Origin of the sequence: Citrobacter sp. RHB21-C05, assembly GCF_013889015.1 — a bacterium.
Classification (GTDB): Bacteria; Pseudomonadota; Gammaproteobacteria; order Enterobacterales; family Enterobacteriaceae; genus Citrobacter_A; species Citrobacter_A sedlakii.
The window spans coordinates 1,751,588-1,772,723 of record NZ_CP057611.1 but is presented as its reverse complement, the minus strand read 5'-3'; the positions used below and the strand labels follow the sequence as shown (position 1 = coordinate 1,772,723).

Sequence of the window (21,136 nt, the reverse complement as noted above, 5' to 3'; positions counted from 1 at the left end):
AGCGGGCTTCTTTAAATCTGGCTCCTCTGACTGGACTCGAACCAGTGACATACGGATTAACAGTCCGCCGTTCTACCGACTGAACTACAGAGGAATCGTTGTGGAGGCTTATCTTAACGGCGAAAAATCTTTTGTCAAACCCCATTTCCAACAACAACGTTCAGTTGCCGTTTCTCTCAACAATTTGTTGCAATTACGGCCATTTTCCAGGGAAAAAACTTTGCAGCTTTTTACTTTCTCCCTCATCATTTGAAATGTGGTTTCAACTTTCTTCTCTAAGGTCAATTTTGAACGTCTCCACTGCTCTACGCCAGGCCGTCGCCCGCACGCCCTGGTACGCTAAACGCAAGAGTTATAAGGTGCTTTTTTGGCGAGAAATTACCCCGCTTGCCGTCCCCATTTTTCTTGAAAATACCTGCGTACTGCTCATGGGCGTACTCAGTACGTTCCTCGTTAGCTGGCTGGGTAAAGAAGCCATGGCGGGCGTCGGCCTTGCCGACAGTTTCAATATGGTCATTATGGCGTTTTTCGCGGCTATCGACCTGGGTACGACGGTTGTAGTGGCGTTTAGCCTCGGTAAGCGCGACCGCCGACGCGCCCGGGCAGCAGCCAGGCAGTCGCTGGTCATCATGACGCTGTTCGCGGTGATACTGGCGGCGGTGATTCACTATTTTGGCGAGCAGATTATCAATGTCGTCGCCGGAGAGGCGACAACGGAAGTTAAAGCGCTGGCGCTGACGTACCTTGAATTAACCGTCCTCAGCTACCCTGCCGCTGCCATTGCCCTCATTGGCAGCGGCGCGCTACGCGGCGCGGGCAACACAAAAATCCCACTGCTGATTAATGGCGGGATGAACATCCTCAATATCATTATCAGCAGCATCCTTATTTACGGTATTTTTTCATGGCAAGGTCTTGGCTTTGTCGGTGCGGGGCTCGGATTAACGATCTCACGCTATATTGGCGCGGCGGCCATTATCTGGGTGCTGATGATTGGCTTTAATCCTGCGCTACGCATTCCGCTCAAAAGCTATTTCAAACCGCTTAACTTCGCCATTATCTGGGAAGTGATGGGGATTGGCATCCCTGCCAGCATTGAGTCAGTGTTGTTTAACGGCGGCAAACTGCTAACGCAAATGTTTGTTGCTGGCATGGGCACCAGCGTCATCGCGGGTAATTTTATTGCCTTTTCTATTGCCGCGCTGATCAACCTGCCCGGTAACGCGCTGGGGTCAGCATCGACGATTATTACCGGCAGACGTCTGGGAAATGGTCAGATCGCGCAGGCGGAAATCCAGTTGCGCCACGTGTTCTGGCTTTCAACCATTGGCTTAACCGCCATCGCCTGGCTGAGCGCCCCGTTTGCTGGACTTATGGCATCATTTTATACCCACGATCAGGACGTCAAAGACGTTGTCGTGGTTCTTATCTGGCTCAACGCGGCGTTTATGCCTATCTGGGCAGCATCGTGGGTGTTACCCTCCGGATTTAAAGGAGCACGCGACGCACGCTTTGCTATGTGGGTATCGATGCTGGGAATGTGGGGCTGTCGCGTTGTGGCGGGCTATACGCTTGGGATCGTATTGGGCTGGGGCGTGGTCGGTGTGTGGATGGGGATGTTTTTTGACTGGGCAGTACGCGCAGCGCTGTTTTACTGGCGTATGGTCAGCGGTCGCTGGCTATGGAAATACCCACGTCCGGAACGCGAAAAGGCGACAAAAACGCCGGTCGCGGCGGAATAAACAGCGAAATGAAGAATATTTCGGCAAACAAACGCAAAAGCGTATTCAGGCTTTGACATTAACATTCAGCGTCGCTAATATGCGCCCCGTTCACACGATTCCTCTGTAGTTCAGTCGGTAGAACGGCGGACTGTTAATCCGTATGTCACTGGTTCGAGTCCAGTCAGAGGAGCCAAATTTAAAAAAGCCCGCTTTTTAGCGGGCTTTTTGCTTTTTCCGTTTTCGTCTGTTTAGCTTCAGATACCGACGTGTTCGTGAGTGATCTTCACCGGCATACCTGAGCGGCGTTCAAGCGTCTCGCTGACCCGATGTACATCCACGCCCTCGCCCGCCATAAAGGTGCGCATGGCAGGGGTGACAGGCAGCGGAACTTTTTTGTCAGACTCGAATTCCACACGATTACGCGAAAGCGGTTCATGCACCTCAACCCAACGGCTTCCATCCGGTTCAGCCGTCATTTTTATCGGCTGATCGATAATTTGTACCCGTGTGCCAACCGGAACATTATCAAACAGATACTTAATATCGTCATTACGTAAGCGAATGCAGCCCTGACTCACGCGCAGACCAATACCGAAATTCGCATTTGTGCCATGAATGGCATACAGCTTACCGATATAGATCGCATACAGCCCCATCGGATTGTCCGGCCCGGCTGGCACGAACGCTGGCAGCGTTTCCCCTCGCTTTGCGTATTCGCGCCGGGTATTCGCCGTCGGCGTCCAGCTCGGCGCTTCCTGCTTACGCTGCACGGTGGTCACCCAATTACGCGGCGTCTCACGTCCCGCCTGACCAATGCCAATCGGAAGGACTTCAACCGTATTGCTGTCCTGCGGATAATAGTACAGCCGCATTTCCGCAACGTTAACCACAATCCCCTGACGCACCGTGGCGGGCAGAATGAGCTGCTGCGGCACCACCAGCGTAGAGCCAGACGTCGGCAGGAAGACGTCAACATCCGGATTCGCTTCCAGCATGTTGCTTAAGCCCTGCCCATACTGAGCGGCAAACGCCTCCAACGGTTGGGTATTATTCTCCGGCACCGTTATCGTCAGCGGTGTGCCCACCAGTCTGCTGCCTTCCGGCGGCAACGGATAAGTCACCGCCAGCGCGCTCTGCCCGACCAGCAGCAGTAATAACGAACAGAAGCCTTTCACTCGAGGTCTCATTTCCCTTTCCTCAATCACGACAGATATCGGGAAATTATAGCTTTTATAACTGTATTATCTAATTCCTGGCGATCCCGCACGGCCAGCGCCCCGATACAAAAGTACAGAATCTTTGCGATATGGCTCGCGGGAGTGTTTTGTTGATCGACATTAGAAAGGCCTGACACCACAGATGTTCAGGCCGGAGAACGTCAATGCTGGCGCAGAGCAGATTATCTGCCGTCGGGTAAAACAATATTGCTGGCAGCTAACTGTCCCATATTGCTGTACATCGCGCAGGCAGCTTCGACAATCGGCATCGCCAGCGCCGCGCCGCTGCCTTCGCCCAGCCGCATTCCCATATTAAGATAAGGTTCCAGCTCCAGATGCCCCAGTGCTATCCGCGCCCCCTTTTCAGCCGAAAAATGCGAAGGGATCAGATAGGGCTTACTCTGTGGGGCGATCTGGCAAACAGCCAGCGCGGCGGAATAGGAAAGGAAGCCGTCCAGCAGCACCGGTAATCCACAGGACGCCGCCCCCAGCATCACTCCCGCCATGCCGACAAGGTCAAAGCCGCCGACTTTGGCTAATACGTCGATGCCATCTCGCGGATCGGGCTGATTAACGGCAATGGCGCGGCGAACCACCGCCACCTTATTGCCAATGCGCGAAAGCGGCAAATTCGCGCCAATGCCCACCACAGCTTCGGCCTCGCTACCTGTTATCACGCTGACAATCGCCGCGGCAGGCGTGGTGTTTGCCATTCCCAGTTCGCCGACGCCAAATAAGGTCACGCCGTTTTGCGCCAGCTCCCGGGTGTAACGAATCACCTCCAACAACAGTTCCTCTGCCTGGCCGCGACTCATTGCCGGGCCGCTGGCGATGTTGCCGCATCCGCGCGCCACGCGCATATTTACCACGCCGGGGATCGGGTCGGCGTCAATACCCACGTCAATCACATGTACCTTCGCCCCTGCCTGCGCCGCCAGCACACACACGCCCGTGGTACCCCGCGTCATATTAGCCGCCTGAATAGCGGTCACCGCTTTTGGCGAAACCGCTACCCCTTCGTCCCAGACACCATGATCGGCACACATCACCAGCATCGCTTTATCCGCGACGTGCGGTACGCCCTTAAGGCCTGGCATCCCCGCCAGTTGCACAGCGAGGGCCTCCAGGCGACCAAGGCTGCCCGGCGGCTTAAGCAGGCCATCGATATGCTGCTGGGCACGCGCCATTGCATCACGGTCTGTCGGCGGAATGTGGTGAAGTAAAGAGGTTAACGTCTGCATAAGGGTTCTCGTTATGTTGGCTGACTCACAGCAGAGCCAGCAGGAAGACCAGCTCACCCAGTTCGATGGCTGCCCCAAGCGTGTCGCCGGTTTGCCCGCCCAGCGTGCGTTTCAACAGTTGTCCAAGCAGGAAAATAGCCGCGGCAGCCACAATCATTGCCCCAACGCCGTGCATTCCCGGGAGCAGAACAGCGGCAAAAATCACTGACAGGCCGAGAGTGATACAGGTCTGGGTCCCGGTGACGTGGCCGATAAACACATTCCCCAAGCCTTCTTCCCGGGCATAGCGGTGGCGGTACATCAGCAGAACGGCTGAACCTCGTCCCACCGCACAGGCAGCCGCCAGCGCCGCCAGCATCGGCGTGCCCCGTAGCGCCAGCTCACTGACCACCAGCACTTTCGCCAGCAGAACAAAAATCAGCGCCAGCCCGCCGTGGGTGCCGAGGCGGCTGTCACGCATGATTTCCAGCATCCGCTCGCGGCTGCGCGCGGAGAAAACGCCGTCACAGGTATCCGCCAGACCGTCAAGATGAAAGCCGCCGGTCATCAACGCCAGCGCTAACACGCTGAACAGCGCCGCCAACGGAATACCGCACCATTTCTCAAACAGCAAAAACACCGCACCGCTCAGTCCCCCAAGCAACAGGCCAATGACCGGGAAGGTGATAATCCCGCGCGAATAGTGCTCAAACTCCAGCCCTGACGACCAGCGCGCCGGAACCGGTAAACGGGTGATAAAAGAGAGCATCGCCCAGAACAACTTACTCATTTAATTTTGACTCCAATGCCTGATACCACCAGCCAGACTTCATCCGCCGCAGCCGCAAGACGCTGATTAACGCGCCCGGCAATATCCCGAAAATGGCGCGCCAGCCGGTTTTCCGGAACGATCCCCATCCCCACTTCGTTCGTCACCAGCACAACCGTTGCAGGTGAGCGCTGACAGGCGCTAATGAGCGTCTGGATCTCCGCGTCAATCGCCTTTTCCAGCGCGGCATAATCCCAGCCGTCGGGATCGCTGTCGCCGCCACAGGCAAAAAGCAGATTGGTGACCATGGTCGTAATGCACTCCAGCAAAATAGCGTCGTCAGGCGCGTTATCTGCGCCAATCAGCTCATCCAGACGCTGCCAGCGTTCGGCCGTACGCCAGTGCGCTGGACGCCCGTCGCGATGATGCTGAATGCGAGTCGCCATCTCCTCGTCAACGATTTGCGAGGTGGCGATGTACAATACGTGGGGGCATTCGGCGATCAAGGCTTCCGCATGACGGCTTTTCCCGCTGCGCGCGCCGCCGGTGACGAGAATCATACGGGCTCCTGATGGTTTTGCATGATGGTATAGATTTTCTCAATATCGATGTGTTGCCGCATCGCATCCGCCAGCAGATCAAACTGCTGCGATTTATATTGCGCGTACTGAAAGGTGGAATCCAGCGGTTCCAGCCCTTTACGCATACGCAACCCATTAATCAGCGCGCGGGTAAAATCATCGCTGTCAAAAAGGCCGTGCAGGTATGTGCCAAACGCCAGCCCGTCAGCGGTTACTGCGCCATCCGCCACGTGCTCCCCGTTCTTATGCAGTTGCATCACCGGCTGGCTGTCTCCGGTCAGCGTCGTTTCGCCCATATGAATTTCATAACCGCGCAGCGGCAGCCCCGCCGCTGCTGACAGCCACCCGGGCAGCGAGGCCGACAGTGTCGCGTCCACCTGGGTGGTGGTTTTATGCCAGGCAAAATGGGTCACAGTGCCAAGCAGTCCCAGCCCCGGAAGGGTGCCCAGCCCCGACTCCACCTCGTCAATAATGCTTTCCCCAAGCATCTGGTAACCGCCGCAGATCCCGAAGACCGGTACATTTCTCCGGTGCGCCTGCATCACCGCGTGCGCCATGCCGCTTTCCCGTAACCACACTAAATCGCCGAGCGTGTTTTTGCTGCCAGGCAGGATCAGCAAGTCAGCATCAGCCAGTTCCTCCGGCTGACGAACGTAGCGCACTCTGACGTCCGGCTGCGCCGCCAGCGCATTAAAATCGGTAAAATTGGAGATGTGCGGTACCTGAATCACCGCAATGTTGATGTCGCGTCTGTCGGTACGCAGATACTTTCCTTTTTGCAGCGCCACACCGTCCTCATCTTCCAGATCGACATCCAGCCATGGCATCACGCCCAGCACAGGGACGCCGGTCAGGTTTTCGATCTGCTCAATGCCGGAATAAAGTAGCGCCACATCGCCGCGAAATTTATTAATGATCACCCCTTTCACCCGCGCGCGCTCATGTTCGCGCAGCAGCGCCAGCGTGCCAAAGATTGAGGCGAAAACCCCGCCCCGGTCGATATCCGCAACAAGGATCACCGGGCACTTCGCCATCTCCGCCATGCCCATATTGACGATATCCCGGTCACGGAGATTAATTTCCGCCGGACTGCCCGCGCCTTCCAACACCAGGACGTCAAATTCCTGCGCCAGACTGGTATACACCGAGAGGATCTGCTCGCGCAGGCGCGGTTTATAGTCGTGATAGCTTACGGCATCCATGTCAGTCGCCACCTGCCCCATCAACACTATCTGGGCCTTGCGATCGCTGGTCGGTTTTAACAGCACCGGGTTCATCCGTACATCAGGGGAAATGCCAGCAGCTTCCGCCTGGAAAATTTGTGCGCGGCCCATCTCTTTACCGTCCGGCGTGATGCCGGAATTTAGCGCCATATTCTGCGATTTAAACGGCGCGGCGCGCAGACCGTCCTGATAAAAGATGCGGCACAGTCCCGCTACCAGCACGCTTTTACCGACGTCAGACGCCGTCCCCTGCAACATAATCGCCTGCGTCATGACGCCTCCTTGATGGAATGAAAAGTGTGTTGCCGCATGCGGCTAAAAAATTCATCTTCGGTTTTGCACAGCGGCAGCCCCAACTGCGCGTGCAGTTTGACCAGCCAGGGCGGGGTTAATCCGGCGAGTTCAATTAACGCGCTTTGGGCAAAAACGTCGCCCGGCGCACCGTACGCCAGCACTTCACCACGGTTAAGCACATAGACGGCATCGCTAACTTCATAAATGAGATCGATATCATGACTCGAAATCACCACATGATTCCCCTGCGCCACGATACGTTTAATGATGGCGATCATCTGGCGACGACCAGAGGGATCCAGCCCCGCCGTCGGCTCATCCAGCAACAGATATTTCGCGCGCAGCACCAGTGCTCCGGCGATTGCCACGCGCTTCTTCTGCCCGTGGCTTAAACACTGGATCGGCTGCTGGCGAAAATGCCGGGCATCCACCAACGTTAGCGCATCATCAACCCGGCGGGCGATCTCATCTTCCGCGACGCCAAGATTACGCAGGCTGAAGGCGATATCGCTGTCGATATCGGTATAAAAGATTTGTTGATCGGGGTCCTGAAACACTGTCGCCACCTGCTGACGCAGCGCCAGCAGGCCGCGTTTGCTGTAGTCCAGCGGTTTCCCCTGCCAAAGTACCGCCCCCTGCTGCGGCCGCAGCAGGCCGCTCAGGTTCATGAATAACGTCGATTTCCCGCAACCGTTCGCCCCCACCAGCCCGGTGACAGCGTGTGCTGAAAAATCCAGCGTCAGTCCTTTAAGTACCTGCGTTTCCTGGTAGCGAAACCAGAGATCGGCGGTGGCAAGCATGTGATTCCTTACAGGTGAAAATCACCCTGATACAGTTTGATATCCAGCGTCGCAGTCATTTGCTGATAACGAATCAGCACCCGGGTAAACAGTAACCCCACCAGCATCGCCAGCGAACGGTAGCCTTTTGGCAAACTTTTATAACCAAAACGCAGCGTTTGCGCGCGATGAATCGCCAGCGCTTCGTCTAACAGAATAAAAATGAAGCGCCAGGTCAGCAGGATCTGCTCGGTCAGCAGGCGGGGGACATGCGCCCGCCTGAGTAACGTGATCAACTGGGGAAACGGCAGATTCAGCACCAGCCAGAAGGTAGCGGCCAGCGCAGCCAGGCTGCGCCAGAACGTCTCATTCGCCGTCTGTAAGCCCTGGGCGCTGACCCCAAGCCAGAAGTCGCCAACCGGAAACGCCGCCAGCAACGTCTGCGGATCGCGGCTAATGCTGAGGAGAATGGTAATCACACCCACCGCTAAAAAACCAAACGGCAGCGCCATCCAGCGACACCAACGACCAAACGAAATACGCAGCAGCCAGCAGGTTAAACCGGCTATCAGCGCCAGTTCAATACCCTGCCCCCAGGGCGGCAGGGTAAAGGCCAGCACCATCATCAGCAACCAGAGCACAAACTTACGCTCCGGTGCTATATGAAGCCAACGGCTTTGGTAGCTTAGTCTGTCAAGCCCGGTCATCACGGCGTTGTCTGCCTTTGGTATAACCAAGAATATAAAAAATCACCGCCGCGCCAAGTGACCCCTGCAACGTAAACAGCAGGCTTTCAATTTCACCGCTGGCCGGCTCGTACAGCGGCTGGAACCACGGCTCATAGTGCGGCGCGACGACCTGAATCTGGCTTTCCGCTTCGCCATCCGAGCCGCCGTATTCTCCGCCGTGGTTGATAAAAAACGGCAGAATAACGAGGGCAACGACCATCGCCAGCAGTATCAGCGTCTTTTTCATCTTAATGTCCTTGTGCGGTTATGAGTTGCCGTTTCGTCAACTGGTCATAAATCATGACGGTCAACAGCCCTTCAGCGATAGCAATCGGGATTTGCGTCAGGCAGAAGATCCCCATGAATTTAATGACCGATCCGGTGGCCCCCACCTGCTGATCCGGGAAAGCCACGCCAAGCTGGACCGACGTGACAAAATACGTCACCAGATCCGCCAGCATGGCGCAAAGAAAGACGCAGACATCACGACGCAGCCCGGCGCGACAGGCCATTTTCCACACCAGATAGCCAACAACCGGGCCAATCACCGCCATCGACATGCCGTTTGCGCCGAGCGTCGTCAGGCCGCCGTGCGCCAGCAGCAGCGCCTGGAACAGCAGCACAATGGCGCCAAGCACGGCTACCACCCCCGGACCAAAGAGGATCACCGCCAGCCCGACGCCGGTAGGATGAGAACAACTGCCTGTCACAGAGGGGATCTTCAGTGCGGACAGCACAAAAATAAACGCGCCGCACAGCGCCAACAGAACCTTCTGATGGCTGTCTTCCATCACAATCTGACGCAGGCGCACCAGCCCGTACCACAGACATGGTAAAAACAGCAGCCACCAGGCGAGCGCCCACATCGGCGGTAAAAAGCCTTCCATAATGTGCATCGCGAACGCTTGCTCGGGCACGAGCATCAGCAATAGCGCCGCAGCCAGACCACTGAATGACAGCTTTTTCAGCTGTTGTTCACGTTTCATTGTGCATTCTCCCACTGTTTGTTGACCAGAATGGTCGAGAAATAAGGCAACGGCTGGTCGTCGTTAACCTCATTGAGATATCGCCAACACTGTTCGCCAGGCAGGGTGGCTTCCGACATCATCAGCGCGCACTCCAGCAACCCGGCCTGCTTCAGTAGCGCCTTAATGCGTGCGAAGCGACCATATACCTTCATCAGTACCAGGCTGTCATGCTGATGTAAGGCGCGGAGAATGTCCGCTTCCGGCGCCGTGCACGAAACTACCGCCAGCGACTGCTGCTCCATCGCCAGCGGGGTTTTCGACCGCGCGGCGATGGCGGCGAATGACGTGACGCCGGGAACAATGTCGAGCCAGTCCGGGCAGCCGATGCGCTGGAGCAAAAAGACCCAGGTGCTGAACAGCATAGCGTCGCCAAGGGTAATGAAACCCACCTGTTTTCCGGCGGTCACCGCCTGAACCAGCTCAGCGGCGACGTCGTCCCAGACCGCCTCTTTTTCCGCGCTGTCCGCGCTCATGGGAAAGTGACAACAGCGGATTTCAGTTTTCGCGCCGACATATTCGCGAACAATGGAAAGCGCCAGGCTGTCACCGCCCTTCCGCCCCGCCGGAGCATAGAGGATATCCAGCGACCCCAGAATACGGGCGGCGCGAACGGTAATCAGATCCGCGGCGCCCGGCCCGGTGCTCAGCGCGTAAAGTTTTCCGCTCATGCTGCCGCCTCCATCGCCATGTTCAGCGCCTGGTGCAGATGCGCGACAAACATCGCACGTACCGCCGGATTTTCGCCAAGTCCACTCAGCCACGGTGTCGCCGGGATACCGGCCGCATTGAACAGGGTTTTCCATGAATCCTCTTCGTCAGAAGCCATGTCGTTAATCGCATGGTCCCCCGCCACCAGCATCAGCGGCATGAGATGAACGGCACGGATGCCTTCTTTACGCAGACTGTCGATCAGCACCCCCACTTCCGGATAGCTTTCTACCGCGCCGACGCGGGCCGGAAAGCCCTGCGCGGTCATCATATGGTCAAGGCAGGCATAGGCGGCAAAGGCATGATGACTGGCGCCGTGGCCCATAAATACCACCTTTTCACCCTCGCCCAGCGTGGGCATCTGCTGCTGCAAGGCGCACATCAACTGCGTGTAGTCGTCATGACTGCTCAGCAGCGGCACCCCCAGCGTCAGACGGGAAAACAGTGGCCGCATCGTCTGCACTTCGCGAACAATTTTCTCGTATTCGTCGCCGTTAATAATGTGCAGCGACTGAATCGCCACGTCCTGATAGCCCTGTTCGGCAAGCTTTTGCAGCGCCTGCAACGGCGTGTCGATGTCGATGCCGTCCCGCTGGCGCAATTTGCGAATAATCAATCCCGAGGTAAACGCGCGAAACAGATCCCGATCGGGACAACTTGCGGCAAGATCGCGTTCGCAGGAGACAATGTTTTTCTCGCAGGTATCGTGATAGCTGGTGCCAAAGCTGACCACCAGAAGCGCTTTTTTCATTGTATGACTCCTTTAGCAGCGGCCAGCCAGCGTGACAGACGCTGAGCAAATGCGGCCTGACTTTCCAGTAATTCTTCTCCCGTCACCAGCGGCGCCGGGCGGGTAATGACGATGCAAGGGATCCCTGCATCCAGACAGGGTTGAACTTTTTCCTGATACCCCCCCTCAGCGCCTGAGGCTTTGGTTATCACGACGTCAGCCTGACACTGGCGGTAAAATGCGGCGTTAAACTCTGCGCTGAATGGGCCACAAAGCGCGAATATTTCCCCGACGCCAAAGCCAAGTTCTGCGCATTGCGCTATCACTTCAGGCACCGGCAGTACCCGGGCAAGCAGGGTTTTCTCCGGTAACCCCGCACGCCAGTTCGCCAAATCTTTACTGCCGGTCGTCAGCAAAACGCGCTCGCCCAACCGTCCTGCCACTTCACAGGCGTCGGCGATACTGTTTACGGTGTAAAGCAGCGGATGCGTTAAGTCACGGAGCTGTTCGGGACGCTGATACCGACTCAGCAAGACGCCAGCCTGCTCGCAGGCGCGCATGATGTTGCGGCTCACTATTTCGGCATACGGATGAGAAGCGTCTATCACCCAGCGCGTGCCGTTTTCCTTCAGCCAGTTGACCATCTGTTCCTGCTCCAGCCGTCCGCAGCGCACCTGACCTTTGATATCCCCCGCCAACTGTTTCCCGGTCGGTGTCGCCACTGACAGGGTGTACGCCACGTTGGCGGCATCCAGTTGCTGGCAGATCGCCCGGGCGTCACTGGTTCCCCCTACCACCAGCACCTCGCCGCCACTCACAGTGCGTAGCCCCTTGGCGTGATCATCAGCCCCTCCCGCACATAGGTGGCTTTGTTGCCCACAATCACCAGGCTGGTCATGTCCACCGGCGTAAAATCCATTTCACCGAGCGTGGTCAACCATTTCTCCTGTTTTTTGCGGCCCGCTGACTTCACGACCCCGACCGGCGTTTGCGCGCTTTTGCTGGCGGAAAGCAGTTCAAACGCCCGCGCCAGATGCCCCTCACGGCCCCGGCTGCGTGGGTTATAGAAGCAAATAACAAAGTCAGCTTCCCCGGCGGCGACGATGCGCTTTTCAATCACCTCCCACGGCGTAAGCAAGTCGCTCAGACTGATGTGGCAGAAATCATGCATCAGCGGCGCGCCAAGCAGCGAAGCAGCGGCAATGCTGGCGGTCATCCCTGGGATCAGACGCACCTCTACGTCCAGTTGCTGCTTGCTGACCAGTTCCAGCACCAGTCCCGCCATGCCATAAATGCCCGCGTCGCCGCTACTGATCAGCGCCACATTATGTCCGGCCTGCGCCAGCTCAATCGCCGCCTGGCAGCGTTCAATCTCCTTGCACATTCCGGTTTTGATGACCTGCTTGTCGCCGGTAAAAGCTTTCACCAGATGGGTGTAGGTTTTGTAGCCCACGACGATCTCCGCCGCCTGCAACGCCTCCACCGCCTCCATGGTCATCATGGCTTGTGAGCCAGGGCCGATTCCAATTACGCTTAACATCAGTGTGAAACTCCTAAAGTAATAGTGACGCCCTGTTCCCGCAGGGTTTCGCCTAACAACTGCCCATGACTCAGCAGCCAGGCTGCCGGCCCCGACACACTTCCGACGCCGACCGTCTGGCGAACAAACGACGATGCCGGAAAGCGGTGCTCATGTTCACGCAACACGTCAGCGCTAAAGGTTTCAAACGGCACGCGCCAGCATGACGCGAGCTGAATCAACCCTTCTTCATCTTTTTTTAGCGACACGCTGCCAATGGCTTTCAGGGCGAGCGGGTCAAAACGCTGCGCGGCGAGCTGACGCGCCAGCAGCGCCGCCAGCAGCGGAAACGGCGTATCCCGACGACAGCCGATTCCGGCCACCACACGCTGCGGCACCAGCTTCCAGTGACGCACTGGAATATCAGGCAGTTCGTCACGCAAGGTGATACACACCATCGCATCCAGCTCGGGTAACTGCCTGAGATCGGTCACGGTGATAAATCCGCGGCGGTCGCAGTGGCGCACGTCTTCGTCCAGTTCGGTATCCCACCACAAACCGACCCGCTGATTGCTCACCAGCATCTGGTTGACCACTTTGACCGCCGCGCGGAAATCATTCATGCGCGCGTTAAGTTGAAAAGCGAGGGTATCCAGCGCCGCCATGTCATTAACGTCGGTCGCCGTGGTAATCACCGGATCCGCGCCCAGCATCCCCGCCAGATAGCGGGTCAGCGCATTTGCTCCGCCCGCATGGCCGGAAAGAAGGCTGATAACGTGCTGGCCGCGTTCGTCAATAACCACCACCGCCGGATCGCTGAACTTGTCGTTCACAAGCGGCGCCAGTACGCGGACCGCAATGCCGGTCGCGCCAATAAAAATCAGCGCTGAATAATGACTAAACGCGTCACACGCCGCCTGGGCGAAACCGCCGTCAAACGGCAAAAAACCGTCCTCAAGCAGCTTCTCGCTGGTAAAACAGGTCAGCGGCAGCATCGCCGCCAGCCGTTTCGCCAGTTGCACCCCGCCGGGCGTCAGGCAAAACAGGGCAATGGATTCAGGCTTTACGGTATTCATGGCTAAAGTCCGCCGCATACAGTTTTGAGTAGTGGTACTCCTCACCCAGGAAATCCCCGACCAGAATCAGCGCCGTTTTGCGGATCCCGGCGTCACGCACGCGGTCTGCGATGTCCGCTAAGGTGCCGCGCACGGTCTGACTTTCCGGCCAGGTGGCTTTGTAAATCACCGCCACAGGGGTGGTCGCCGGGTAGCCGCCGTCAATCAGCCGTTCCGCCACCCGATGAATGCGCTGTACCGAAAGATAAATCGCCATTGAGGTACGGTGGCTGGCGAAGGACTCAAGCTGCTCCCGCTCCGGCACTGGCGTACGTCCTTCAAGCCGGGTGATGATCAGACTCTGGGACACCTCCGGCACGGTGTACTCAACGCCCAGTTCCGCCGCCGCGCCAAGAAACGCGCTGACGCCCGGCACCACTTGCCAGGGAATATCGCGTTTGGTCAGTTCCTCACCCTGCTCACGCACCGAGCCATATAACGAAACGTCCCCGGTTTGCAGACGTACCACCGTTTTCCCGGCCTTCACGCCCGCTTCCATGAGATCGAGGATCTGCTCAAGGTGCAACGCCGCGCTGTCATGGCACTCGGCTCCCTCAGGACAATACTCAAGCAGTTCGGTGTTGATCAGCGAACCGGCATAAATCACCACCTGCGCCTGTTGCAGTAAGCGGTAGCCCTTGAGAGTAATCAGCTCGCGGTCGCCCGGACCGGCACCAACGAACCACACACAGCGGGGATCAAATGTCTCAGACATAGCGTTCTTCCTTCTGACAGGCGATGACAAACACAGGGTTGTTCGGTTTGAAAAAATGGCCTCTGCCGAGCGCGGTCAGGGACGACACTTGCAGTTGCAGGCAGTCAACGTCGTGTATGTCCAACTGCTGCAAATGCGCCAGCGCGGCGTTGAGGTTTTCCTGCAAGATGAAGGTCATTACCAGACGTCCGCGCGGGTGCAACTGACGCAGCGACCAGTCAATAAGCCCGGTCAAATGGCCGCCGCTGCCGCCCATAAACACCGCGTCGGCTTTTTCGGTCAACATCATGGGGGCTTCCCCCGGCAGGATATCGATATTCGGACAGGCAAAATGTTGACGATTCTCGTCCAGCAGCCGTAGCGCCGCCGGGTTACGTTCGATGGCCGTCACGTGCAAAGAGGGATAGCGTAACGCCGCCTCTATAGAGACGCTGCCCGTTCCCGCGCCAATATCAATCAGGTGACTGGCCCGGTGTAGCTCCAGTTTTGCCAGCGCAATCGCCCGTACCGCCTCTTTGGTCATCGGCACGTTTCCGCCGCGCAGAAAAAGCTCATCTTTCATCTAAGATCACCACCGCATTCATCTCGTAGTCGGCCTGAACCTCACTGGCGCGCAGCCAGTGGATCCGTTCATTGTCCATCGCCAGGTTCTCGCCAATCACCATCCAGCTATCGCCTTTGCCGCGCGCCACCAGCTGCGCGGCGATATCCCGCGGCCCGCACTGCGCGTCGGTGACCATCGCCACTTTGCGATGCGCCGCCAGCGTATCGAAACAGACGCTGCGCCCGTGGCTGCTGGTTAACCACATGTCGTTCATGTCGATACCTGACCGGGCGCAGAGATACTGCACGGCGCTGATCCCGGGAATAATGCGTACCCGCTCAATGCCAAAGTGCGCGACCAGCCGCGTACCGATGCCATAAAACAACGGATCGCCAGAGGCGAGGACCACCACATTTTTATCCTGCTGCGTCTCAATCCATGCCAGCAGCGCCGGAATATTGGCGCCGAGCGTAAACCTTGCCCCCTGAAACGCCGGAAACTGCTGCAAATGACGTTTACCCCCCACCAGCACGTCGGCATTCGCCACCGCGTCCCGCGCGGCAGGCGTCATCAGATGCAAGCCCGCAGGCCCCATTCCTGCCACCGTTAACATTGCAACTCCTGAGCTATCGCCCCGAGAGGACGGTTGCTTCCCAGTACCTGGTTATCGAACGAGAACATAATGGCGTCGCAGGTCGGCGGGGTTTTGGTAAAGCGCAGCATCTGCTTCACGCGCAGGCAGATGCGTTCCGCAAGATGGTCATAAATGCGCTGATAGCCATACGCGTCGATATGTTCCATCGCCGCCTCGGTAGTGTCGCAGTCGCTGACCTCTCTCAACAGCGCCAGCGGTGCGCCGAGCAGCGCCAGGTGCGCCACCAGCGTTTCCATTCGCGCATCGGCAATATGGCTATGGGTATGGAAGATCCCGGCGGCGATTTTGATTAGCTTCCCCGGATGACCGACCAGAACGATGTGGCGGAAACCGAGCCGCACCGCTTCTTCAATCATGTAACCGACGAAGTTACTCATGGTGACCACCACTTTGCTGTCAATCCCCATTTGCTCGCGCACGAAGCGCTCGCCATGATTGCCCGGCACCAGCACCACCCGTTCAAGCCCCTCGGCGCGCTTAATCTCCAGCTCCAGCGACAGTGATCGCTTCCAGCTTTCCTCCGACATTGGCGTCACGATGCCGGTGGTGCCGATAATGGAAATGCCGCCAACGATCCCCAACCGCGAGTTGTAGGTTTTTTGCGCCCGCACTTCGCCTTCCGGCGCGAATATTTCAATTTCCGCGCCGCGCGCCGGGCCTATCGCCTCTCGCACCGCCGATTCAATGGTATGGCGTGGCGTGCGGTTAATAGCGGCGCTGCCAATCGGCAGACCAATACCTTTACGCGTAACGGTGCCAACCCCCTCCCCGCCCAGCAGCGTTATTTCACCGCTGTCGTTCAGCGTCACGCGGGCGAAAATCAACATGCCGTGTGTAGCGTCGACATCATCCCCGCCGTCTTTGCGGATCGCGGCAATCGCCTGCTGGCCTTCAATGTGCGGTGATTCCACATTGAGGCACAGCGTGACGCCGGACGGCGTAACGATGGAAATCTGATGGATCAAATGCTGGCGCAGCACCATCAGCGCCGCGACTTTTGCCGCCGCCGTGGCGCACGAACCGGTGGTATAACCTTTTCGCAGCGCTTTACCGTTGTGCCAGACGGGAGCATCAAACGTCTGATCGCTCATCGCGCCCCCTCAAGGTGATAAAGGATGGCGTTGATAATTGCCGCTGCGACGTTGCTGCCGCCTTTACGACCGAGGGCGGCAATCGCGGGTAATGGGCTGCGCGTCAGCGCCTCTTTTGATTCCGCCGCTCCGACGAATCCAACCGGTACGCCGACCACCCCGTTCACCGCCGCATCATGTTCAAGCAGACGAAATAACGCGGTGGGGGCATTGCCGAAAACAAACACTTTCTCGCTCTCTTCCGTCACGGCAATATCCACGGCCGCCATTGAGCGAGTGATCCCCTGTGCTTTCGCCTGCGCCACCACCCGCGGATCGCTGATGTAGCAACGGCACTCACCGCCGAATTTCGCCAGTAGCGTTTTGTTGATCCCCGACAGCGCCATCGTGGTATCGGTGTAGATCACTGACGGACGACGCAGCGCCGCACAAAGTCGGGAGAGTGCATCATCGGAAAACCAGAGAATATCGAGCCAGTCAAAATCGGCGGTGGTGTGGATGACACGCTTGATAATGGCCTCATGCAGTGGGCTGGCGAAGCGGTATTCCGGGCGCGTTTCATGGATGATCTCGCCAATGATGTCGAAGCTTTTGGCCTCTATCGCCATCGGTTGTTGGATGTAATGCATTGTTTAATCCTCAGGCCATGCCAACCACCAGCCAGCGCGTCAACATAAACAGCGCCAGAGCCAGCGTGGACGCAACCCACATCAGTCGAATCGTTTGGGGAATGTCATTTACGGTAATCTCGCGCTGCGCGTCGCCAATCCACGGCTTTTCAACGCGCTCGCCAAAATAGTCATTTGGACCGCCGAGGCGAATGCCCAGCGCGCCGGCCACGGGCGCTTCCGCCCACGCGCAGTTGGGGCTGCTGTGGTTATAGCGATCGCGCCAACCAATACGCAGGGCGCGCGCGCCGTCGTTGCGGCACAAAAATGCCGCGGCGCTCAGCAGCAGCCAGCTCAACCGGGCGGGAAAGAAGTTTGCGAGGTCATCAAGACGGGCGCTGACCATGCCGATCGCCCGGTACTTTTCGTGCTTGTAGCCCACCATCGAGTCCAGGGTGTTGACCGCTTTATAGGCCATCGCCAGCGGCGCGCCGCCCAGCATAAGAAAGAACAGCGGCGCAATAATGCCGTCGACGGTATTTTCTGCGACGGTTTCCACCACCGCCCGGTTTATTTGTTGTGGAGCCAGCTGCGAGGTGTCACGACCGACAATCCACGACAATTTTTCCCGGCTGGCGGCGAGATCCCCCGCGCGCAGCGGGCGCTCCACGTCTCTGGCGGCATTGGCCAGACAGCGACCGGCCAGCACGGTGAAAATCATCCACACCTCCACCAACCCGCCCAGCCACGGATGGATCAGCCGGGCGGCGGTCAACGCGCCCCAGGCCACTGCCCACGTCACCCCCACCACCACCAGCCACATCACGCCGCCACCGATGCGCAGCGCACGCTCGATGTGGCAATGACGACGAACCGTCCGCTGTACGACGGTAATCAGGTTGCCTATCCAGCGCACCGGGTGCGGCCAGTGCTGCGGGTCGCCAATCATAACGTCGAGGAGCCAGGCGACACACCACGCAAGCAGTGTCATAACGCCTCCCTCGCCGCCTGCAGCCAGCGGGTCAGCATGAGCGGACGTTGGGCAAAATGGACATGCAGATAACTGGCGAAAGTATTACCTGCCTGCCAGCCGCCGGACCACTGCTGCAGCGTTTTACCGTCGCGCACCTTGCGACAGGCCATCACGGCGGAAATTTGCGGGAAAAAATCGGAGTAGTGAAATTCATGGCCGCGCAGGATTTCACCTTCCGCCGCCAGCAGGGTTGGCTGCAGCGCCTGCGCTTCGCAGTAGCCAAAGCGGGTCAACCGTTCCCCCATTTTGCTGTAACCGGGAAGGATATCCGCCATGTAATGCACGAATCCACCGGCGTCCTCCAGTTGCGTACCGAGGTACATTAACCCGCCGCACTCGGCATAAATGGCGACGCCACGCTGGTGCGCTTCGCGCAGACTCCCCAGCATCGTGCCGTTAGCCGCCAGCGCGCTGGCATGCAGTTCAGGATAACCGCCACCCAGCCAGACCATCTGACAGTCGGGTAAAACCCGGTCATGCAGCGGGCTGAAGCGGACGATCTTCACGCCGGTACGCTCCAGCAACGTCACGTTATCGGGATAGTAAAAATTAAACGCTTCGTCGTCGGCCATCGCCAGCGTGAGTCCCTTTCCGGCGTCCTGTGCGGGCAATTCCGGCCATGCGCCCTGTGGTAAGGTTGCTATTTCGCTTAGCGCTAAAAGGTGGTCGATATTGAGCGTCTGCTCCAGCGTAGCGGCAAAATCCAGCCAGGGTTGCTGTGTCACCACCGACTCGCGGGCAGTCACCAGTCCAAGATGGCGCTCCGGCAGCGTAACGCCCTCAACGTGCGGCACATAACCCAGCACGGGCACTGCGCAATAGCGCTCAATCGCCGTTTTAAGCAAGTGAAAATGCGCTTCGCTGTTGACGCGATTCACCATCACGCCCGCGAGGTTAAGCGTCGGGTCGAATTGCTGAAATCCCATTACCGTCGCGGCAATGGAGGTCGAAACGGCCTTGCCATCCACCAGCAGGATCACCGGACACCCCAGCTGTTTCGCCATCGCCGCGGTACTGCAATAGCCGGGATCGGTGCCGTATCCGTCGTAGAGTCCCATCACTCCTTCGATAACGGCGATATCCGCCCCCTGCATCTGCTCGCAAAACAGCGCATTGAGGACGGGTTCGGGAAGCATAAAGCTGTCGAGATTACGGGAAGGTGTACCGCAGACCGCCGTATGCCAGGCAGTATCCAGGTAGTCAGGGCCGACTTTACAGGGCTGGACGCGAAGCCCTCGTTGTTTTAGCGCGCTAAGCAGACCCAACGTAACTGTGGTTTTTCCACAGCCACTCCCGGTACCTGCCAGAACAAACGCATACTGCTGTGCCGCCATGACCCTGATCCTGTTCAGGGTGGTAGGGATGTACTGACATCCAGTCTTTCGACTGTCTGTTTTAAAGCAACCCACTTCCCACCGAAGTTGTTGAATGTATCCGACAGGCAGGTCTTCTGGCTTAGCGTCATCCTCTCCCGTCCTTCCCAATCTTGCGATCAGTGGTCTTTACGGGGTCGTCAGCATCACAGCAGCGGGGGCTGCGGGGGATTTTCACCCCCTTCCCTGACACAAATGTGTCTAACCTGTCGGCTTCAATGATGAACAGACTGGCATCTGCTCATCATCTTAAACTCTTTTTTAACGCATTCTTTTTCGCGCGGGTATTGCAACCCTCAACGGCAAAACAATGCCGGATTAACACGCTTCTTTCTGAAAAGACACGCAGAAGAATAATGAAAACCCTTCACAATGAAACTGTATCTCATCACAAAAATAAAAACTGGCGAAGTTTACGCTGCAAATTTTGATATTTTATTGCGCTATGACAATTTATTGCTGCGCCAAATAAAATAAACCACGAATAATGCCTCGTTCACGGGAAATATCAAAAATCGGCAATAGCAAAATATTGCTATTTACGCTGATTCTACCGGTAAATTTTCTGCGGCCTGCTGCCGATATGCCTGCGGCGTCACCTGATAAGTCTGACGAAATACTTTGCAGAAATAACTGGTTTGAGAAAAACCTAAATTGCGGGCAATACTGGCAATGCTCCAGTCACTGTGGCAAAGCAGTTCCCGCGCGCTGGCCATACGCTGTTGATTCACCCATGCGTTAAAGCCGATCCCCTGATATTTTTTGAACAACTTGCTGAAATAGTACGGGCTGAGGTAGACGTGTGAAGCCACATCTTCAAGGCGTAAATCGTCGGACAAATGGGCATCAATATAGCGCAGCGCTTTTTTCATTTTGCTGTCATGCGGGCTGGGCGCACGCGCCGGACGCGACGGTTCCGCGCTCTGTTCGCTGTCTTTGATTACCACAAAATTCAGCTGTTTTTTCAGACAGTTTTCGACAATTAGCTTCAACAAATCCGCAGATGCCATCACTCGCGAGTAGTCCATTTCCGGGACGTTGCGAAATTCATTGAGCAGTTCCGGGTCGGCCTGCCAGCGGTCGTCAACGTTGAGAATATCGACCAAATCAACCCCCTCATCGTTACGCAGACGCACCTGACCACACAATACGAACCCAACCAGATGCCCGGCGATAACCAGGGGGATAGAAAAATCGGTTAACCCGGCATGGCAACGGTAGATACAGGGCTGATCCGATTTCGAGGCTTCCAGCCCTCCGCAGCGATCGCTCATCCGGCAGCGGGTGCTGTGCTGAGGATGTTGACGCATCAGCTGACAAAAAGGCGTGAAATTAAATAGCTCAGAAATCTCATCACCGTGAATATTGACAACCACAACGGCCAGGCTTGTGGCTTGCGCAAAATCCTGTGCGATTTTATTAATGAGTTCTGAGTTCAGGGTACTCGCAGAAATCATGATAAAATCCCTCAGTTAATCCATT

At 57.3% G+C, this 21,136-nt stretch carries 23 protein-coding genes, 2 tRNA genes and 1 riboswitch; of the genes, 2 read left to right on the top strand and 23 right to left on the bottom strand.

All coding sequences use genetic code 11. The features are described from left to right. Positions 1 to 18: 18 nt before the first annotated feature. Positions 19 to 94: transfer RNA gene (locus HVX72_RS08445), tRNA-Asn, on the bottom strand. A gap of 160 nt (positions 95 to 254) precedes the next feature. Here HVX72_RS08445 and HVX72_RS08440 point away from each other — a divergent pair. Together HVX72_RS08440 and HVX72_RS08435 are read left to right on the top strand one after the other, a co-directional pair. After that, on the top strand, positions 255 to 1,742 hold the full coding sequence (locus HVX72_RS08440; protein ID WP_042284106.1) for an EmmdR/YeeO family multidrug/toxin efflux MATE transporter: 1,488 nt from the start codon (positions 255 to 257) through the stop codon (positions 1,740 to 1,742). A 99-nt stretch (positions 1,743 to 1,841) separates the two neighbouring features. After that, positions 1,842 to 1,917: transfer RNA gene (locus tag HVX72_RS08435), tRNA-Asn, on the top strand. Between the two features lie 61 nt (positions 1,918 to 1,978). Here HVX72_RS08435 and ldtA read toward each other — a convergent pair. The 22 genes from ldtA to pocR form a co-directional block, all read right to left on the bottom strand. After that, complete coding sequence (ldtA, locus tag HVX72_RS08430) at positions 1,979 to 2,911, bottom strand: L,D-transpeptidase (protein WP_181822991.1); 933 nt, start codon at positions 2,909 to 2,911, stop codon at positions 1,979 to 1,981. A gap of 212 nt (positions 2,912 to 3,123) precedes the next feature. After that, entirely contained in the window at positions 3,124 to 4,182 is a 1,059-nt protein-coding gene (gene cobT, locus HVX72_RS08425) for a nicotinate-nucleotide--dimethylbenzimidazole phosphoribosyltransferase (protein ID WP_060570634.1), read from the bottom strand. Between the two features lie 25 nt (positions 4,183 to 4,207). Beyond that, complete coding sequence (gene cobS, locus HVX72_RS08420) at positions 4,208 to 4,951, bottom strand: adenosylcobinamide-GDP ribazoletransferase (protein ID WP_181822990.1); 744 nt, start codon at positions 4,949 to 4,951, stop codon at positions 4,208 to 4,210. Next, positions 4,948 to 5,490, bottom strand: coding sequence for a bifunctional adenosylcobinamide kinase/adenosylcobinamide-phosphate guanylyltransferase (gene cobU / locus HVX72_RS08415; protein WP_181822989.1), 543 nt, complete (start codon positions 5,488 to 5,490; stop codon positions 4,948 to 4,950). The genes cobS and cobU overlap by 4 nt, the downstream gene beginning before the upstream one ends. Further along, positions 5,487 to 7,007 (bottom strand): cobyric acid synthase, encoded by a 1,521-nt coding sequence (locus HVX72_RS08410; RefSeq protein ID WP_181822988.1) that lies wholly within the window; start codon positions 7,005 to 7,007, stop codon positions 5,487 to 5,489. The genes cobU and HVX72_RS08410 overlap by 4 nt, the downstream gene beginning before the upstream one ends. Beyond that, positions 7,004 to 7,828 (bottom strand): energy-coupling factor ABC transporter ATP-binding protein, encoded by an 825-nt coding sequence (locus tag HVX72_RS08405; RefSeq protein WP_042284117.1) that lies wholly within the window; start codon positions 7,826 to 7,828, stop codon positions 7,004 to 7,006. Before HVX72_RS08405 ends, HVX72_RS08410 begins: the two co-directional genes overlap by 4 nt. Before the next feature lie 8 nt (positions 7,829 to 7,836). Beyond that, positions 7,837 to 8,514, bottom strand: coding sequence for an energy-coupling factor ABC transporter transmembrane protein (locus tag HVX72_RS08400; protein WP_181823254.1), 678 nt, complete (start codon positions 8,512 to 8,514; stop codon positions 7,837 to 7,839). Beyond that, positions 8,501 to 8,782 (bottom strand): energy-coupling factor ABC transporter substrate-binding protein, encoded by a 282-nt coding sequence (locus tag HVX72_RS08395; protein WP_042284121.1) that lies wholly within the window; start codon positions 8,780 to 8,782, stop codon positions 8,501 to 8,503. Before HVX72_RS08395 ends, HVX72_RS08400 begins: the two co-directional genes overlap by 14 nt. 1 nt (position 8,783) lies before the next feature. Next, positions 8,784 to 9,521, bottom strand: a complete 738-nt coding sequence (gene cbiM, locus HVX72_RS08390) for a cobalt ECF transporter S component CbiM (RefSeq protein WP_181822987.1) — start codon at positions 9,519 to 9,521, stop codon at positions 8,784 to 8,786. Further along, positions 9,518 to 10,231: a cobalt-factor II C(20)-methyltransferase gene (locus HVX72_RS08385; protein ID WP_181822986.1), complete on the bottom strand. Its 714-nt coding sequence runs from the start codon at positions 10,229 to 10,231 to the stop codon at positions 9,518 to 9,520. The genes cbiM and HVX72_RS08385 overlap by 4 nt, the downstream gene beginning before the upstream one ends. Next, positions 10,228 to 11,022: a sirohydrochlorin cobaltochelatase gene (locus HVX72_RS08380; RefSeq protein WP_181822985.1), complete on the bottom strand. Its 795-nt coding sequence runs from the start codon at positions 11,020 to 11,022 to the stop codon at positions 10,228 to 10,230. Before HVX72_RS08380 ends, HVX72_RS08385 begins: the two co-directional genes overlap by 4 nt. Continuing rightward, a complete protein-coding gene (locus HVX72_RS08375) occupies positions 11,019 to 11,819 on the bottom strand; it encodes a cobalt-precorrin-6A reductase (protein ID WP_060570642.1) in 801 nt (266 codons plus the stop codon). Before HVX72_RS08375 ends, HVX72_RS08380 begins: the two co-directional genes overlap by 4 nt. Next, positions 11,816 to 12,541 carry a precorrin-3B C(17)-methyltransferase gene (locus tag HVX72_RS08370; RefSeq protein WP_042284130.1) on the bottom strand — a complete coding sequence of 242 codons (726 nt, stop codon included), beginning with the start codon at positions 12,539 to 12,541 and terminating at the stop codon, positions 11,816 to 11,818. Before HVX72_RS08370 ends, HVX72_RS08375 begins: the two co-directional genes overlap by 4 nt. Further along, positions 12,541 to 13,596, bottom strand: coding sequence for a cobalt-precorrin 5A hydrolase (gene cbiG / locus HVX72_RS08365; protein ID WP_181822984.1), 1,056 nt, complete (start codon positions 13,594 to 13,596; stop codon positions 12,541 to 12,543). The genes HVX72_RS08370 and cbiG overlap by 1 nt, the downstream gene beginning before the upstream one ends. Next, the gene (locus tag HVX72_RS08360; protein ID WP_060570644.1) at positions 13,577 to 14,350 is read right to left on the bottom strand and encodes a cobalt-precorrin-4 methyltransferase; all 774 of its coding nucleotides are present in this window, start codon (positions 14,348 to 14,350) and stop codon (positions 13,577 to 13,579) included. The genes cbiG and HVX72_RS08360 overlap by 20 nt, the downstream gene beginning before the upstream one ends. After that, the gene (locus HVX72_RS08355) at positions 14,343 to 14,912 is read right to left on the bottom strand and encodes a decarboxylating cobalt-precorrin-6B (C(15))-methyltransferase (protein WP_181822983.1); all 570 of its coding nucleotides are present in this window, start codon (positions 14,910 to 14,912) and stop codon (positions 14,343 to 14,345) included. The genes HVX72_RS08360 and HVX72_RS08355 overlap by 8 nt, the downstream gene beginning before the upstream one ends. After that, positions 14,902 to 15,507, bottom strand: a complete 606-nt coding sequence (locus HVX72_RS08350; RefSeq protein ID WP_060570645.1) for a cobalt-precorrin-7 (C(5))-methyltransferase — start codon at positions 15,505 to 15,507, stop codon at positions 14,902 to 14,904. The genes HVX72_RS08355 and HVX72_RS08350 overlap by 11 nt, the downstream gene beginning before the upstream one ends. Continuing rightward, positions 15,501 to 16,640, bottom strand: coding sequence for a cobalt-precorrin-5B (C(1))-methyltransferase CbiD (gene cbiD / locus HVX72_RS08345; RefSeq protein ID WP_181822982.1), 1,140 nt, complete (start codon positions 16,638 to 16,640; stop codon positions 15,501 to 15,503). The genes HVX72_RS08350 and cbiD overlap by 7 nt, the downstream gene beginning before the upstream one ends. Further along, positions 16,637 to 17,269 carry a cobalt-precorrin-8 methylmutase gene (locus tag HVX72_RS08340; protein WP_042284148.1) on the bottom strand — a complete coding sequence of 211 codons (633 nt, stop codon included), beginning with the start codon at positions 17,267 to 17,269 and terminating at the stop codon, positions 16,637 to 16,639. Before HVX72_RS08340 ends, cbiD begins: the two co-directional genes overlap by 4 nt. 10 nt (positions 17,270 to 17,279) lie before the next feature. Continuing rightward, positions 17,280 to 18,239: an adenosylcobinamide-phosphate synthase CbiB gene (gene cbiB / locus HVX72_RS08335; RefSeq protein ID WP_181822981.1), complete on the bottom strand. Its 960-nt coding sequence runs from the start codon at positions 18,237 to 18,239 to the stop codon at positions 17,280 to 17,282. Beyond that, positions 18,236 to 19,615 carry a cobyrinate a,c-diamide synthase gene (locus tag HVX72_RS08330; RefSeq protein ID WP_181822980.1) on the bottom strand — a complete coding sequence of 460 codons (1,380 nt, stop codon included), beginning with the start codon at positions 19,613 to 19,615 and terminating at the stop codon, positions 18,236 to 18,238. Before HVX72_RS08330 ends, cbiB begins: the two co-directional genes overlap by 4 nt. A gap of 88 nt (positions 19,616 to 19,703) precedes the next feature. Beyond that, positions 19,704 to 19,879, bottom strand: a riboswitch (cobalamin riboswitch). A 314-nt stretch (positions 19,880 to 20,193) separates the two neighbouring features. After that, on the bottom strand, positions 20,194 to 21,111 hold the full coding sequence (pocR, locus tag HVX72_RS08325) for a regulatory protein PocR (protein WP_042284155.1): 918 nt from the start codon (positions 21,109 to 21,111) through the stop codon (positions 20,194 to 20,196). Positions 21,112 to 21,136 lie beyond the last annotated feature (25 nt).

What these genes read in the sequence shown, in the direction of transcription:
- HVX72_RS08350 (WP_060570645.1), bottom strand. Translation starts at nt 15,507, where the DNA reads ATGTTAACGGTGGCAGGAATGGGGCCTGCGGGCTTGCATCTGATGACG.
- cbiD (WP_181822982.1), bottom strand. Translation starts at nt 16,640, where the DNA reads ATGAGCGATCAGACGTTTGATGCTCCCGTCTGGCACAACGGTAAAGCG.
- ldtA (WP_181822991.1), bottom strand. Translation starts at nt 2,911, where the DNA reads ATGAGACCTCGAGTGAAAGGCTTCTGTTCGTTATTACTGCTGCTGGTC.
- HVX72_RS08330 (WP_181822980.1), bottom strand. Translation starts at nt 19,615, where the DNA reads ATGGCGGCACAGCAGTATGCGTTTGTTCTGGCAGGTACCGGGAGTGGC.
- cbiM (WP_181822987.1), bottom strand. Translation starts at nt 9,521, where the DNA reads ATGAAACGTGAACAACAGCTGAAAAAGCTGTCATTCAGTGGTCTGGCT.
- HVX72_RS08410 (WP_181822988.1), bottom strand. Translation starts at nt 7,007, where the DNA reads ATGACGCAGGCGATTATGTTGCAGGGGACGGCGTCTGACGTCGGTAAA.
- pocR (WP_042284155.1), bottom strand. Translation starts at nt 21,111, where the DNA reads ATGATTTCTGCGAGTACCCTGAACTCAGAACTCATTAATAAAATCGCA.
- HVX72_RS08370 (WP_042284130.1), bottom strand. Translation starts at nt 12,541, where the DNA reads ATGTTAAGCGTAATTGGAATCGGCCCTGGCTCACAAGCCATGATGACC.
- cbiG (WP_181822984.1), bottom strand. Translation starts at nt 13,596, where the DNA reads ATGAATACCGTAAAGCCTGAATCCATTGCCCTGTTTTGCCTGACGCCC.
- HVX72_RS08440 (WP_042284106.1), top strand. Translation starts at nt 255, where the DNA reads ATGTGGTTTCAACTTTCTTCTCTAAGGTCAATTTTGAACGTCTCCACT.
- cobS (WP_181822990.1), bottom strand. Translation starts at nt 4,951, where the DNA reads ATGAGTAAGTTGTTCTGGGCGATGCTCTCTTTTATCACCCGTTTACCG.
- HVX72_RS08340 (WP_042284148.1), bottom strand. Translation starts at nt 17,269, where the DNA reads ATGCATTACATCCAACAACCGATGGCGATAGAGGCCAAAAGCTTCGAC.
- cbiB (WP_181822981.1), bottom strand. Translation starts at nt 18,239, where the DNA reads ATGACACTGCTTGCGTGGTGTGTCGCCTGGCTCCTCGACGTTATGATT.
- HVX72_RS08395 (WP_042284121.1), bottom strand. Translation starts at nt 8,782, where the DNA reads ATGAAAAAGACGCTGATACTGCTGGCGATGGTCGTTGCCCTCGTTATT.
- HVX72_RS08360 (WP_060570644.1), bottom strand. Translation starts at nt 14,350, where the DNA reads ATGTCTGAGACATTTGATCCCCGCTGTGTGTGGTTCGTTGGTGCCGGT.
- HVX72_RS08355 (WP_181822983.1), bottom strand. Translation starts at nt 14,912, where the DNA reads ATGAAAGATGAGCTTTTTCTGCGCGGCGGAAACGTGCCGATGACCAAA.
- HVX72_RS08385 (WP_181822986.1), bottom strand. Translation starts at nt 10,231, where the DNA reads ATGAGCGGAAAACTTTACGCGCTGAGCACCGGGCCGGGCGCCGCGGAT.
- HVX72_RS08380 (WP_181822985.1), bottom strand. Translation starts at nt 11,022, where the DNA reads ATGAAAAAAGCGCTTCTGGTGGTCAGCTTTGGCACCAGCTATCACGAT.
- cobT (WP_060570634.1), bottom strand. Translation starts at nt 4,182, where the DNA reads ATGCAGACGTTAACCTCTTTACTTCACCACATTCCGCCGACAGACCGT.
- HVX72_RS08405 (WP_042284117.1), bottom strand. Translation starts at nt 7,828, where the DNA reads ATGCTTGCCACCGCCGATCTCTGGTTTCGCTACCAGGAAACGCAGGTA.
- HVX72_RS08400 (WP_181823254.1), bottom strand. Translation starts at nt 8,514, where the DNA reads ATGACCGGGCTTGACAGACTAAGCTACCAAAGCCGTTGGCTTCATATA.
- cobU (WP_181822989.1), bottom strand. Translation starts at nt 5,490, where the DNA reads ATGATTCTCGTCACCGGCGGCGCGCGCAGCGGGAAAAGCCGTCATGCG.